We start from the raw sequence: 14,182 nt of genomic DNA, 5'->3' as shown, positions 1-14,182 counted from the left end.
CCGCCCTGCACCCCGCTGGACTCAGTGCGCCGGCAGGACGAGCAGCTGCAGGCCCGACGGCGTCTGCGCCGCGTGGTAGACGCGCTGCGTCGCCGCCTTGAAGTCTTCCGGCTTCGCCTTCGGGATCGTGACGAACGTCTGCGGGTTCAGGTCGACGAGCGGGAACCAGGAACTCTGCACCTGCACCATGATCCGGTGGCCGCGGCGGAAGGTGTGGTTGACGTCGCCCAGGTGGTAGCTGATCGCCTCGACCTTGCCGGGCACGAAGGGTTCCGGGTGCTCGAAGCCGTTGCGGAACTTGCCGCGCAGCGGATTCGCGCGCACGAGCTGCTGGTAACCCGCCAGCGTGCCGCGCGGCGGCGCCACGTCGTTGTCGTTCCCACGAGGCGGCTGCTCGCCAGCCGGATACTCGGCCGGGTACACGTCGATGAGCTTCACGACCCAGTCCGAGTCCGTGCCGGTGGTCGACACGAACAGCTTCGGTGTGACGGGTCCCGCGACCGTGACGTCCTCGTCGAGCACCTCGCTCTGGTACACGAGGACGTCCGGGCGCGTGGCGGCGAAGCGCTGGTCCGACACCATGTATTCCTGCGGCACCGACGTGGCCGGGTAGCCGATGTACGGCACGGGCTTGTTCGGGTCGGACACGTATTCGTCGAAGCCGGCGCCGGTGGCGGGCTGCTGCCACGTCAGCGTGCCGTTCGGACCGAGGTACAGGGTGCGCGCCTTCGCCTGCACGGGCGGCCAGGCGGTGTAGCGGCGCCACACGTTGGAGCCGGTCTCGAACGCGGTCACTTCGGCGATGGGCTGCGCCGGCTTGACGCCCTTGAGCTGCTGTTCGAAGAACGGGAACTGGATGTGCTGGCGGAAGTATTCGCCCGTCTTGCTGTCGAACGACACGCGGCCCAGCTGCTTGCCGTCGTAGCGCGCCCACCCGCCGTGCACCCACGGGCCCATCACGAGGCCGTTGAAGATGGCCGGGTTGTTGTTCCTGATGGCGTGGTAGGTCGTGAACGGGCCTTGCGGATCCTCGGCGTCGAACCAGCCGCCCACCGTCAGCACGGCCGCCTTCACGTTTTTCAGATGCGGGGCGATGGCGCGCGTCTGCCAGAAGCTGTCGTAGGTGTCGTGCTCGATCGTCGGCGCGAGCAGTGCGCGCTGCTTGTCCGTCAGCGTGCCGAGGATGTTCGTCAAGGTGCGGTGCTTGAGGAAGAAGTCGTACGAGTCGGCCGCGCCGTAGTCGAAGTCGGCCCACGTCTTCGGCAGGGGCGTCGGGTTCTGCTGCTCGGTGAACGACGCGTAGAAGCCGAAGTTCGCGGCCAGCATGAAGGCGCCGCCGTGGTAGGAGTCGTCGCCCATGTACAGGTCCGTCACGGGCGCCTGCGGGGACGCGGCCTTGATCGCGGGGTGCGAATCGATGATGCTCGCGGACGTGTAGAAGCCCGGATAGCTGATGCCGTAGATGCCGGCCTTGCCGTTGTTGTTCGGGACGTGCTTCAGCAGCCATTCCATCGTGTCGTACATGTCCTGGCTTTCCTGGCCTTCGCCGGCGGCCCGCCGCGGGTTCACGTGCGGCGTCATCTCCTGCCATCTGCCCTCGGACATGTAGCGGCCCCGCACGTCCTGCTTCACGAAGATGTAGCCCGCGTCCTCGAATTCCTTCGACGGTCCGATCTGCTTCGGGAACCAGTCCTCGCCGTAGTGCAGCTCGCCCTCGGCCTGCACGCCCGCGCCGTACGGCGTGCGGTTGACGAGGAACGGGTATGTCTTTGACGCATCCTTCGGCACGTAGACCACGGTGAACAGCTTGGTCCCATCCCGCATCGGGATGCGGTATTCGTACTTCGTGTACGTCTCGCGCAGGTCGCGCGGGGCGGGCTTCGCGTCGTCGGCCGCATGGACGGCGGCCGGGGGCAGGGCGGAACACGCGAGGGCCACCAGCAGGGTAAGCAGGGGCAGGCGTGCGGGCAGGGAGCGACGGGTCATGACTTCCTTGGCAGGTCGATAAAACCGCCAGTATAGATTGCGCCCCGGCCGGCCGTCACTGCCTGGCGCCGCGGCTGCAGGAGCATCAGCGACAGCAGCGCCGGCACGCCGAGCAGCAGGCACGCCACGCACCACGCGATGCGGGCCGCGCGGCCGAGGCCCGCGCGCCGGGTCCACCACGCCGCACCCGCGCCGGCGAGGAGCGCGGCGACGAGCGCGGCGGCCCACACGATGGCCGGACGCGGCTGCAGCAGGGGCGCGAACCGGCCCACGCCGTAGTCCGGGACGGTGCCGTTGTCGATCAGCAGGTCGGGCAGCGTCACGAGCGCGTGCAGCGCGGGCGACACCCACCACGCGCGGTGCTCGAACAGCGGCGGGAGGTCGTGCGCCAGCGTGCGCCGGCTCACTTCCAGCACGCGGCCCGTATTGTCGACGAGGTAGGTCACCTGGTCCGACGCGGGCGAACCGTCGAACTGGCGCCGGCCGTACACGAAGCTCACGAGCATGCCGTCGGGGACCTGCGCGGCTTCCGCGAGCGCGAGGTCGCCATACGGGAGCGGCAGGCGCACGTCGGTCGCGGAGACGGGGGCCGCGGTCGCCGGGGCGAGGATCGCGACGCGGCGGTTGGTGAGGACGAGCATGCGCTGCCCGAGCACGGCGACGCCGCCCACCTGTTCCTGACCATCCACGCGCAGGACGTGGCGCAGGCGCATGCCCGGTTGCTCGACCCGGTACAGGTTGTGGGCGTCGTACATCCACAGGAGACCCTGCCGGTCGCCGAGGGCGTCCGGCACCGTGTCGAAGCGTTCGGGCGTGCCCGGGCCGCCCGCGCCAAAGGTGCCCTGGTCCGTGCGGTCGCGGGGATCGACGCCGCGGTACTGCATGCGGTCGTGGCTGAACGTCCACAGGGTTTCGCCCTTGACGAACCGTACCTGGCCCTGTGTCGTCAGGATGCCGCGCACGCCGTACTGGTGGATGGCGTTCGGGACGCGCACCATCGTGCCCGCGTCCAGCGCGGCCCGCCACCCGGCGGCGCGCGGATCCGCGCTGCCCGCCAGCGCGGCCCTCATCCGCAGCACCGGGTCCGAGCGGTACGCAGCCGTCGGGCCGCCGGCGGGCGTCGGCGTCATGACCTGCGGATGCGTGCCGGTGGCCACCAGGCCCGCCTGGTACAGCATCGATCCCGCCCACAACAGGGCGACGTACAGACACGCCTGCAGCGGCAGGGCGGAGGCGGCGGTGGCGACGGTGTCGTCCGCCGCGCTGCGGCCCGGGCGGAAGACCGTGTAGAGGAGTCCGAGCAGGACGACGGCGCTGGCCGCCGTCAGCCCCAGCACCGTCGAGGCGGTGGCCAGGCGGACCGTCAGCACGGCGGGCAGCACGAAGACCACGAATGCCCAGCGGCTGCGGTGCAGCGTGATGTAGCCGCCGGCCAGCCACGCGGTTAATGCGGACAGCGCGAGGTATGCCGCGCCCGCGTAGTGGCGCGCGTCGACGACGCTGCGGGTGTAATGCGCCTGGATGCGCAGCGCCGCGCACAGGGGCAGCGCCACGGCCACGGCGCCCAGCACGGCCGCGGCCAGCACGAGGGCCGCGAGGATGCGGGCGCGGTGGACGGGCCTGTGCTGCAGCCAGATCCAGCGGCTCGGCTGGCGATAGCTGCCGAACTGGTAGACCGCGAGGGCGAGGCCGGACAGCACGTAGAAGCCCAGCATGATGATGTGCAGCCCGACCGGCCCGTTGGGGACGTCCAGCATCTGCTGCAATACGGACAGGACGACGACATTCGCGAGCGCGTAGGCCGCGGCCCCGTTCCGGAAACGGCGCAGTTCGGCGAGGAAGAATTCGAGCATGGGATCTCCTTACGCGGCAAGCAGGTTGGCCACGGGCCGGGCGTGACCGTGGGCGAGGAAAGCGTTCACGGCGCGGTCCAGGCCCAGCGGCATCGCCTGGACCGAGTGCGCGCCCAGCAGCTTGAGGCGTGCGCCGAAGCTGTCGTCCTGGTCGAACACGACGACGTGGGTCAGGTCGTCGATGACCTGCACCTGCAGCACGCCGGGCAATTCGCGGACTTCGGATACCTTTGCGGGAAACGCCGCGACCCACAGGCGGATGCGGTCGCAGAAGTCGTCCGGGCCGCTCATGTAGCGCATGCGCCCGCGCTCGAGGATCACGAGGTTGTCGGCGACGCGCTCGATCTCGTCCATCTGGTGCGAGCAGTAGACGACGGTCGCGCCGGCGTCGTCCAGGGTACCCTGCAGCATGGCGTCGAGGAACGCGCGCTTGGCGACTACGTCGAGGCCCAGCGTGGGCTCGTCGAGGATCAGCAGCTCGGGGCCCTGCGCCAGCGCCATGGCCAGGTTCAGCCCCGCGCGTTCGCCGCGCGACAGCTCGCCGATGCGCTGGCCGGGTTCGACGTTGAAATGGCCCAGCACGTCGTCGTGGCGCGCGTCGTTCCAGCGCGGGTACTGGCGGCGCTGCATGTGCGTCAGGTCGCGCACGCGCATCCACGCCGGCAGCGTGTGCTCTTCGTTGACGAAGCCGATGCGTTCGCGCAGCGCGGGTGTCAGGCGGCGGCAGTCGTGGCCGAGGATGCGCGCGCTGCCGCTGGCGGCGGGCTCGAAGCCGAGCAGCACGCGGAACAGCGACGATTTGCCGGCGCCGTTGGCGCCCACGAAGGCGTGGATGCCGCCGCGCGGCAGGCGCAAGGTCAGGTGGTCGAGGGCGGGCTTGCGCTTGTAGACGAGGCACAGGTCCTCGGTATCGATGGCGTAATCGCTCATGCGGTTTTTTTCGTCTCGTAGTTGGAAAGGTCGGCCGCCACGCGGTCGAGGATGGTCTGCTGCGGATAATCGAGGCCGATCACGTCGCTGACGAAGCGGCCGACCGCCTCGGCCAGGCGGCGTTCGCGTTCCTCGTCCGACAGGCGCTGGCGCTGCTCGGCCACGAACAATCCGAGCCCGGTGCGGGACAACAGCCAGCCTTCCGCCGTCAGTTCGGCATAGGCCTTGGCCACCGTGTTCGGATTGATCGACAGCTGCTGCGCCAGGCCGCGCACGCTGGGCAGCGCGTCGCCCGGTATCAGGTCGCCGCCTGCGATCTGGCGCTTGATACCGTCGGTGATCTGGCGGGTGATGGGGCGCGGATCGCCGGTCACGATCTGCAGCATCAAAAGGGCACGTCGGGTCATGGTGAATTCACTGTACTAGTACGGATAGTACAGTAGCATCGGTGTTGCGCCGTCGTCAAGCGTTGTCGACGGGGCGTCAGCGCCTGGCGGGCAGCCACGCCGCGCGGCGCCGCACCAGCGGGCCCGCGGCCACCGCCACGGACAGCGTGGCGGCCAGCAGTGCCGCCTGCGCGAGCGCGCACCCGGCGGCGAACGCGGGGATGGCGGCTGCCAGCTGCCAGCCATCGAGGTTCAGCGTGCCGACGGTGCCGGCGGCGGCCAGGCCGTACAGCAGGCCGCAGCCGGTGGCGTACCATGTCTCGCCGCCCGCGAACAGGGGACGCACGGCGTGCACGGCCGCCAAGACGAGGGCCCCCGCGGCCAGCGTGTCGAGGATGTCGGCGGGCACCCGGAACCAGCCGGGCGCGCCCGCCAGCAGCGCGAGCGTCTGTCCCAGTGCGAACGCGGCGCCGATGCGCGCCAGCAGGGCCGGCGAGCGCACGGCCGCGGGCGCGGCCAGCACGAGCAGGAGCAGCAGGTAGCGTCCGCCGTCCGCCGCGTGACGCACGCCCAGCCTGCAGGCGGCCAGCCAGCCGCGCCAGGCGTCGTCGGGGCCCCGGTCGACGGCGACCCGGCCGCGCGGCGCATCCAGCAGCGCGATCGTGGCCGGGTGGCTGGCGAGCACGCCGCCGTGCCAGTCGTTGCGGATGGCCAGGCGGGTCGGGTGGCCGGGCAGCTCGCGCGCGATGGCGTCGTAGCCGAGCACGAAGCTGCGCGGGCTGGCGCCGGCGGGCGGCACGAGGACCGCGTGGGCGACGAGGACCCGCGGATCCGCATCGACGGCAACGCGCATGTCCGCGAATTCCACCCACCAGTGGCGGCCGTCGGCGGTGACGGGGTCGATGTGCGCGCCGAGGTAGCGCGCGAGTTCCGCATGCAGGCGGCCCCGCACCGGCAGCGGCGAGGCCGGCAGCGGCCGTCCCAGCGCCAGCGCGAGGTCGCGCAGCGGCAGGCGCAGTTCGGCCAGTACGGCGTCGTCGCGGAATTCGAGCAGCACTTCCGAGCCGGATGCCGCGGCGCTGCCGGACCAGGCCAGCGCGAGCCAGGCGAGGACGAGGCGAAGGAGGAGGCTCATCGCGCATGCGCGGCGCTGGGCGCCGGCGGGTGGAGCGCGGGCGCGGGCGCGGCGGCGACGCGCACGAGCGGCGCCCGCACCGGGACGACGTCGCCGCCGGCGCGTGCGGCGAGCAGCATGGGGACCGCCAGCGCGAGGCTGGCGGCGAGCTGTTTGTAGGGCAGGGCGGGCAGGTGCATGGTCTCGTGTCGTTTCCTGCGCCGGAGTATGGCCGCGCGGGCCGTCAAGATGCTGACGGTTTGTGTAAATCCTTGCAAAGATGCGCCGGTCCGCGCCATCCCCGCTCCTGGGTCGAACGAGGCAAGGATAGCAGCCGGAATGTGTCGCAAAATTCAAGGATTGTCACATCGGCGTATTTATTCGACGACGAGCACGCGTGCTTGCGGATCGCGTCCCCGCACGAAATTCACGACGGCGTTCGTCGTCACGGTGTCGATTTGCCCGGCCATGCGCCGGTCGAACGGATGGTCATCGAACGTCACGTTGGCGCGGAACATGCGGGCGCCCAGGCGCGTCACGGCCGGGATGTCGACCGTCGGCACGCGGTAGCCCTGGGCCTTCAGCCATGCTTGCGCCTCGGCACGCGTCTCGACGGCGCCCGCCGGCGCGCTGGCGGCGGCCAGCGTCTCCAGGACCCACTGGTTCGAATTCTGGTAGCGGGTCGAGTACACGTAGGACAGCATGTTGTAGTGCGGTTCGTGCAGGCGCCGGGCCGTGCGCCCGGCGGCGAGGGCCGCCACGCGCGCCTGCAGGTCCGGACCGGGAATCACGACCTGGGCCCGGTAGCGGTACAGGTCCGTCAGGAAGAAGTTGCCGACGCCTTCCACGAACAGGTCCGAGTCCGCCGTCCCGCACGCATTCAGTTCGTGCACGACGGTCCAGCGGCCCGCCGCATGGTCGCGCACGACGATGCCCATGTGCGAGTATTCCAGCCCGTATTGACTCAGATCCTGGCCCGCGCGGGCGATGATCGCGACGCTGGCGCCGCTCGCGTCGAGGGCGGCGAACGTACGTTGAGCGAGGTCCAGCGAGCGGCGCACTTCGTCCACGCTCAAGGGCTCGTCGCGGCAGGCCTGGCCTGCATGCGCGGGCAGCGCTGCCGCAAGGACCAGGGCGCAGGCCAGCCGCGCGAGGCGGTCACGAAGCGCGCGCATGGTGCAGCAACGCCTGGCCGACTTCGTTCGGGATGAACGCGATCACCTTTCCCGACAGGGCCAGCGCATGGCCGGCCGACATGGCAACCACCTGGAGCACGGTCCCGGCGCCGATCGACAGGCCGCGCGCCGCCGCGCCGGACAGCCGGACGGTGGCGCGGCTGGCCTGGCCCGCGCCCTCCAGCACGACCTCGATGCCGTCGCCCACCGTTTCGACGCTCGCCACGACGGCGCTGCCGGTGACGCCCACGACGGCGATCGAGCCGAGTGCGACGCTGCCAACGAGCTCGCTGGCGGCACGCGACGGGGCCGACGCCTCGGCCGCATGGGCACTCGCACAGGCCAGGCCAAACAGGGTTGCAAGCAACACGCGCTTCATGGTTCCTCCTTGTTTTTGAACGTGGCGCCATCTTGCACGTCGCAACGGTCCGGGCCAAGGCCGCGCCGCGCCAGGCGCGCGGTGTGCGCCTGGCGGTATCGGAATGTGCTACCGGCCGGCGGCGACCTGGTTGGAAATGCCGAATTTACGCATGGACGCGCGTATCGTGCACGGGTACTCGGCCGATCGGATTTAATATGCGCAATCTGACGACGATGCCGTACACAGGAGGGAGCGTACCCATGATCGACTCGAGCGACATCAACCAGACGAGGCGCGACCTGCTGATCGGTGGCGCGCTGTCCGCCACGGCCGCGGCATTGCCGCCCATGGCGTCCGCCCAGGGACCGGAAACGGGACAGGCGCCCGCCGCCGCCACGCCGGCGCCGGTCACGGCCAGGGTGGCGCTGCGCGTGAACGGCCAGCGCTACGAGCTGGACCTCGACACGCGCACCACCTTGCTCGACATGTTGCGCGAGCACCTGCGCCTGACGGGCACCAAGAAGGGCTGCGACCAGGGCCAGTGCGGCGCCTGCACGGTCATCGTGGACGGCCGCCGCATCAATTCCTGCCTCAGCCTCGCCGTGATGCACGAAGGCGCGGACGTCACGACCATCGAAGGCCTCGGCACGCCGGACAAGCTGCATCCGCTGCAGGCCGCGTTCGTGAAGCACGACGGCTACCAGTGCGGCTACTGCACGCCGGGCCAGATCTGCTCGGCGGTCGCGGCGCTGGACGAGCTCCGGCGCGGCATCCCGAGCCACGTCAGCGCGGACCTGGACGCGCAGCCGCTGCTGTCGGCGGCCGAGCTGCGCGAGCGCATGAGCGGCAATATCTGCCGCTGCGGCGCGTACTCGAACATCATCGATGCGATCTCGGAGTATGCGGGGAGGCCGGCATGAAGGCGTTCACGTACCAGCGCGCCCGCACCCCGGCCGAAGCGGCGGCCGCCGCCGCGCAGCATCCCGGCGCGCGCTTCATCGCGGGCGGGACCAATTTGCTGGACCTGATGAAACTGGAGATCGAAACGCCGCCGCACCTCGTCGACGTCAACGGCCTGGGCCTCGACAGGATAGCGCCGACGCCGGACGGCGGCCTGCGCGTGGGTGCGCTCGTGCGCAACACGGACCTCGCGGCCGATGCACGCGTGCGACGCGATTATGCCGTGCTGTCGCGCGCGCTGCTCGCGGGCGCGTCGGCGCAGCTGCGCAACAAGGCGACGACGGCGGGCAACCTGCTGCAGCGCACCCGCTGCCCGTACTTCTACGACACGAACATGGCGTGCAACAAGCGCAGGCCGGGCAGCGGCTGCTCCGCCATCGGCGGCTTTACGCGCCAGCTCGCGATCGTCGGGCACAGCGAGGCGTGCATCGCCACGCACCCGAGCGACATGGCCGTTGCGATGCAGCTGCTGGACGTGGGCGTGGAAACGGTGCGTCCGGATGGCTCGGCGCGCACGATCCCCATCGCCGACTTTTATCGCCTGCCGGGCGGCACGCCGCACATCGAGAACACGCTCGCGCCGGGCGAGTTGATCACGGCGGTGACCTTGCCGAAGCCGCTGGGCGGCAAACACTACTACCACAAGGTGCGCGACCGCTCGTCGTATGCGTTCGCGCTCGTCGCCGTCGCCGCGGTCGTGCAGCCGGATGGCAGCGGGCGCGTGGCGCTGGGCGGCGTCGCGCACCGGCCGTGGCGCGTGCCGGCAGCGGAATCCGCCATGCCGCGCGGCGCGCAGGCCGTGACCGACCAGTTGCTGGCCGGTGTGCGCGTCACGAACGACAACGCGTTCAAGGTCCCGCTGGTCCAGCGCACGCTGGCGTCCGTGCTGGCGGATGCACGCAAGGCATGAGGAGGCAGCCATGAAATTCACGACTCCCGCCACCACGAATCCCATCGACCGCCTGCAGGTCGTCGGCAAGCCGACCGACCGCATCGACGGCCCGTTCAAGACGACGGGCACGGCGCCGTACGCGTACGAACAGCACAAGGTGGCGCCGAATGCCGCGTACGGCTGGGTCGTCGGCGCGGCCATCGCCAAGGGCACCATCAGGCGCATCGACACGCGTGCCGCGCGGGCCGCGCCCGGCGTGCTCGCGGTGGTCACGCACGAAAACGCGGGCAAGCTCGCCAAGGGCAAGTACAACACGGCGCACCTGCTGGGCGGGCCGGAGATCCAGCACTACCACCAGGCCGTGGCGCTGATCGTCGCGGAGACGTTCGAACAGGCGCGCGCCGCCGCGGCGCTGCTGCACGTGGAGTATGCGCCGGTCACCGGCGTCTACGACCTCGAAGCGGCGATGAACGCGGCCGGCCCGGCCAGCAAGGACAAGGCGAAATCGACGACGAAGGTCGGCAACTTCGAGGCCGCCTTCGCGTCCGCGCCGGTGAAACTGGACGCGACCTATACAACGCCGGACCAGACGCACGCGATGATGGAACCGCACGCGTCGACGGCCGTGTGGCAGGGCGACACGCTGACCCTGTACACCGCCAACCAGATGATCAACTGGGGCAAGAAGGACATGGCGCGGACGCTCGGCATCCCCGCGGAAAACGTGCGCCTCGTGTCGCCCTACATCGGCGGGGGCTTCGGCGGCAAGCTGTTCCTCCGGTCGGAAGCGCTGCTGGCCGCGCTCGGCGCCAGGGCCGCCGGCCGGCCCGTGAAGGTCGCGTTGCAGCGCGCGCTCATGATGAACAACACGACGCACCGGCCGGCGACGATCCAGCACATCCGCATCGGCGCCACGCGCGAAGGCCGCATCACGGCGATCGCGCACGAGAGCTGGTCGGGCGACCTGCCGGACGGCGGGCCGGAGACCGCGGTGAACCAGACCCGCTTGCTGTACGCGGGTCCGAACCGCTTCACGCAGATGCGGCTCGCCGTGCTCGACCTCGCGGAAGGCAATGCGATGCGCGCGCCGGGCGAGGCGCCGGGCATGATGGCGCTGGAGATCGCGATGGACGAGCTGGCGGAAAAACTGCAGATGGATCCCGTCACGCTGCGCATCGTGAACGACACGACCGTCGATCCGGAACAGCCGGGCCGCAAGTTCTCGCAGCGGCGTTTCGTCGACACGCTGCGCATCGGCGCGGAGCGCTTCGGCTGGAACAGGCGCAATGCCAAGCCGGGCCAGGTGCGCGACGGCCGCTGGCTCGTGGGCTACGGCATGGCCTCCGCGTTCCGCAACAACCTCGTGATGAAGTCGGCGGCGCGCGTGCGCCTGGAGCGCGACGGCACCGTCACCGTCGAAACGGACATGACGGACATCGGCACCGGCACCTATACCATCATCGGCCAGACGGCGGCCGAGATGCTGGGCGTACCGCTGGCGCGCGTGACGGTGCGGCTGGGAGATTCCGCATATCCCGTGTCGGCCGGCTCCGGCGGCCAGTGGGGCGGCAACAGTTCGACGGCCGGCGTGTACGCCGCGTGCGTGAAGCTGCGCGAGAACGTGGCGAAGAAGCTGGGCCTCGACCCGGCACAGGCCGATTTCAGCGGCGGCATGGTGCGCGCCGGCGGCAAGGCGCTGCCGCTGGAGCATGCGGCGCGCGACGCCGACGTGATCGGCGAAGATACGATGGAATACGGTGACCTCGACAAGAAGTACCAGCAGTCGACGTTCGGCGCCCACTTCGTCGAAGTGGCCGTCGATGCGGCGACGGCGGAAGTGCGCGTGCGGCGCATGCTGGCCGTGTGTGCGGCCGGGCGCATCCTGAATCCGAAGTCCGCGCGCAGCCAGGTGATCGGCGCGATGACGATGGGCGTCGGTGCCGCGCTGATGGAAGATCTCGTCGTCGACAAGCGCGTCGGCTTCTTCGTCAACCACGACCTGGCAGGCTACGAAGTGCCGGTGCACGCCGACATCCCGCACCAGGAGGTCGTCTTCCTCGACGAGACGGACCCGCTCTCGTCGCCGATGAAGGCGAAGGGCGTGGGCGAGCTGGGGATCTGCGGCGTGGCGGCGGCGGTGGCGAACGCCATCTACAACGCGACCGGCGTGCGGGTGCGCGACTATCCGGTCACGCTCGACAAGCTGCTGCCCGGGATGCCCCGATATCCGTGACCCCGGCAGGATGGAACCTTTGGCCACGCCACCATGAACGATTCCGCCGGCGGCCTGTCCGCATCGGGCGGCGGGCGCATCCTGCGCGCGCGGGACTGGACGGCATCTCCCCTGGGGGCGCCGCCGCCCCGGCCGAGGCGCTCGCGTACGCGGCCGAGCGGCACCCGGACGTGTGCGTGCTCGACATCGGCCTGCCCGAATTCGACGGCCACGAGCTGGCACGCCGCCTGCGCGCGCTGCCCGGCATGGCGGACATGCCGCTGGTCGCCGTCAGCGGCTACGGCCTGGCGCGAGCAGCTACGCGACGTCGTTCCCGCGCAGGCGGGAACCCATGCTGAAGTGCCGAAGCCGCTCCGTTGAATGGCCACTGATTTTTCGATGTGCGGAATTCGGTAAGTCAGTATGGATTCCCGCTTTCGCGGGAATGACGAGTTTCCTCTACTTGGCGGCCGGTCGCGCGAAAAAGGCGTCGATCTCCTCCAGCGTCTTGCCGCGCGTCTCGGGCAGCAGGAACGCGGACGCGAGGAAGTACACGACCGTGCACGCGGCGCCGAAGAAGAAGATCGTGGAATAGCCGTGGCGGCCGACGGTCGGCAGGAACACGGCCGCGATCGACGTCGACACGAACTGGTTGATCAAGAGCGCGATGCTCATGCCGTTCGAGCGGATCCGCGTCGGCATCAGCTCGGACAGCGCGAGCCACACGCACACGCCCGGCCCGATGGCGAAGCTGGCGACGAACAGGCAGATCGCCGCCGCGACGAACCACCCGTGGCCCGTCGTGGGCAGCGGACCGAGGCGCGCCGTCTCGATGGCGAGCGGCGCGGTGGCCGCCGCGGCCGGGTCGGGAAATGGGTTCAGGTGCAGGCGGCGGAATGCGGCGCCGATCACGCTGTCCGGCTGCACGGTGTCGGCGCGGCGCGCGTCCAGGCGCGGGAGCGCCGGATCGTCGCTGCGGATGCTGGCCACGTTCGTGAACGGGCCGTAGGCATAGGCGACCGTCAGTACCTGCGGCGGGCCGGCCGAATCGGCGCCCAGCGCGCGCAGGGTCGGGGCGTCGAGGCGCAGCGCCAGGCCGTCGTCGCGCACCTGCGTTGTTACCTGCGCGAGCACGTCGCGCTGCTGCGACTCGTTGGCGCGGAACAGCAGGCCGACGGCCAGCAGCGCGACGACGATGCCGGCCGTGCCCACCATCAGCAGGAAGCGGCGGCCCTTGCGGTCCACGAGCAGCACCGCGACGATGGTCATCAGCGCGTTCAGCACTTTCAGCAGCACGTCCGCGAGGTTGGCGCTGGAGCCGGACAGGCCCGCGCGGTTGAGGATGTTGACGACGTATGCCAGCACCGAATTGATGCCGGTCGCCTGGTTGCAGGCGAGGATCAGGCAGGCCAGCAGGAACGGCAGCACGTAGCGGCGCGACAGCAGCGGGTCCGTCACACCGGTTGCATTCGTGTGCCTGCGCGTGGGCGCGGCTGCGCGCGCGCCGCGCTGCGCGAGCCAGCGCGGCGACTCCGCCAGCAGCAGGCAGCCCAGGGTGAATACGATGCCGGGCGTGAGGCACATCCAGAAGATGCCGCGCCACGCGTGGTCCTTGGCCGCCAGCACGGCGGCGGCGCGGGCCGATTCCGGGAGCGCCACCGCGGCTTCCGTCGCGACCTGCACGCTGTGCGCCTGCACGAGCCCGATCACGGCGGCAGCCACGAGGCCCACCGTGAGCAGCAGCTGGAACAGCGCGGCGCCGCGGCCGCGCCGGTCCGCCGGCAGGCATTCGGCGAGATACAGCGGCACGATCACGCCGACGAGGCCCCCGCTCACGCCCTGCAGCAGGCGGCCGCACAACAGCGCGGCATAGCCGTCCGCGAGCGCGATCAGCGGGATGCTGGCGACGAACAGCGCGCCCGAGACGACCATCGCGGGGCGGCGCCCGATGACGTCGGCGAGCAGGCCGGCGAACAGCGACGACAGCACGGACCCGAGCAGCACGGCCGCCACGACGAAGGAGAGTTGCTGGGCATTGAGCTTCCACGCCAGCGCGGCCGTCGATTCCAGGTAAGGCAGTGCGCCCGCGATGATGCCGACGTCGATGCCGTACAACAGGCCGCCCATGCCGGCGATGAACAGCAGGTAGCGGGCGGACCAGGCGGGGGATCTCGGGAGGGCTGCCGTCATGTCGTCTCCAGTCGGTTCTTTCGGGGTCAGTGTAACCTCCGCGCGCCGCCCGGATGTGTCAAATCTTGCGGTGTGGAGATTGGTGAGTTTTCGCGCCGGCGCCGCACGCTAGGATGGCGGTTT

The 14,182-nt window shown here is 70.5% G+C and carries 13 protein-coding genes; 4 read left to right on the top strand and 9 right to left on the bottom strand.

Translation table 11 applies throughout. The features are described 5' to 3' along the window. Positions 1–21: 21 nt before the first annotated feature. From ACEN98_RS32135 to ACEN98_RS32100, 8 genes are all read right to left on the bottom strand, one after another. The gene (locus tag ACEN98_RS32135; RefSeq protein ID WP_413388886.1) at positions 22–1,986 is read right to left on the bottom strand and encodes a CocE/NonD family hydrolase; all 1,965 of its coding nucleotides are present in this window, start codon (positions 1,984–1,986) and stop codon (positions 22–24) included. Further along, positions 1,983–3,839, bottom strand: a complete 1,857-nt coding sequence (locus ACEN98_RS32130; RefSeq protein ID WP_413388885.1) for a hypothetical protein — start codon at positions 3,837–3,839, stop codon at positions 1,983–1,985. Before ACEN98_RS32130 ends, ACEN98_RS32135 begins: the two co-directional genes overlap by 4 nt. Before the next feature lie 9 nt (positions 3,840–3,848). Continuing rightward, on the bottom strand, positions 3,849–4,769 hold the full coding sequence (locus ACEN98_RS32125) for an ABC transporter ATP-binding protein (protein WP_413388884.1): 921 nt from the start codon (positions 4,767–4,769) through the stop codon (positions 3,849–3,851). Further along, entirely contained in the window at positions 4,766–5,176 is a 411-nt protein-coding gene (locus ACEN98_RS32120) for a GntR family transcriptional regulator (protein WP_413388883.1), read from the bottom strand. The genes ACEN98_RS32125 and ACEN98_RS32120 overlap by 4 nt, the downstream gene beginning before the upstream one ends. A gap of 76 nt (positions 5,177–5,252) precedes the next feature. Further along, on the bottom strand, positions 5,253–6,290 hold the full coding sequence (locus ACEN98_RS32115; RefSeq protein ID WP_413388882.1) for a HupE/UreJ family protein: 1,038 nt from the start codon (positions 6,288–6,290) through the stop codon (positions 5,253–5,255). Then, positions 6,287–6,547 (bottom strand): hypothetical protein, encoded by a 261-nt coding sequence (locus ACEN98_RS32110; RefSeq protein ID WP_413388881.1) that lies wholly within the window; start codon positions 6,545–6,547, stop codon positions 6,287–6,289. The genes ACEN98_RS32115 and ACEN98_RS32110 overlap by 4 nt, the downstream gene beginning before the upstream one ends. Positions 6,548–6,646: 99 nt before the next feature. Then, positions 6,647–7,444: a DUF2145 domain-containing protein gene (locus tag ACEN98_RS32105; RefSeq protein WP_413388880.1), complete on the bottom strand. Its 798-nt coding sequence runs from the start codon at positions 7,442–7,444 to the stop codon at positions 6,647–6,649. Next, a complete protein-coding gene (locus ACEN98_RS32100) occupies positions 7,428–7,823 on the bottom strand; it encodes a hypothetical protein (RefSeq protein ID WP_413388879.1) in 396 nt (131 codons plus the stop codon). The genes ACEN98_RS32105 and ACEN98_RS32100 overlap by 17 nt, the downstream gene beginning before the upstream one ends. Before the next feature lie 242 nt (positions 7,824–8,065). Here ACEN98_RS32100 and paoA point away from each other — a divergent pair, with 242 nt between their 5' ends. The 4 genes from paoA to ACEN98_RS32080 are packed head-to-tail and all read left to right on the top strand — an operon-like array spanning position 8,066 to position 12,228. Continuing rightward, positions 8,066–8,725 carry an aldehyde dehydrogenase iron-sulfur subunit PaoA gene (gene paoA / locus ACEN98_RS32095; protein WP_413388878.1) on the top strand — a complete coding sequence of 220 codons (660 nt, stop codon included), beginning with the start codon at positions 8,066–8,068 and terminating at the stop codon, positions 8,723–8,725. Beyond that, the gene (locus tag ACEN98_RS32090; RefSeq protein ID WP_413388877.1) at positions 8,722–9,675 is read left to right on the top strand and encodes an FAD binding domain-containing protein; all 954 of its coding nucleotides are present in this window, start codon (positions 8,722–8,724) and stop codon (positions 9,673–9,675) included. Before paoA ends, ACEN98_RS32090 begins: the two co-directional genes overlap by 4 nt. A 10-nt stretch (positions 9,676–9,685) precedes the next feature. Continuing rightward, positions 9,686–11,890, top strand: coding sequence for an aldehyde oxidoreductase molybdenum-binding subunit PaoC (gene paoC / locus ACEN98_RS32085; protein ID WP_413388876.1), 2,205 nt, complete (start codon positions 9,686–9,688; stop codon positions 11,888–11,890). Next, entirely contained in the window at positions 11,887–12,228 is a 342-nt protein-coding gene (locus tag ACEN98_RS32080; RefSeq protein WP_413388875.1) for a response regulator, read from the top strand. The genes paoC and ACEN98_RS32080 overlap by 4 nt, the downstream gene beginning before the upstream one ends. 100 nt (positions 12,229–12,328) lie before the next feature. Here the strand turns inward: ACEN98_RS32080 and ACEN98_RS32075 are convergent, their stop codons facing one another. Continuing rightward, positions 12,329–14,059, bottom strand: a complete 1,731-nt coding sequence (locus ACEN98_RS32075; RefSeq protein WP_413388874.1) for an MFS transporter — start codon at positions 14,057–14,059, stop codon at positions 12,329–12,331. Between the last annotated feature and the right edge of the window lie 123 nt (positions 14,060–14,182).

This window comes from Massilia sp. CT11-137 (assembly GCF_047302885.1).
Lineage (GTDB): Bacteria > Pseudomonadota > Gammaproteobacteria > Burkholderiales > Burkholderiaceae_D > Telluria > Telluria orientalis.
The sequence above is the reverse complement of the archived record's forward strand: the minus strand, read 5'-3'. Positions and strand labels throughout refer to the sequence as shown.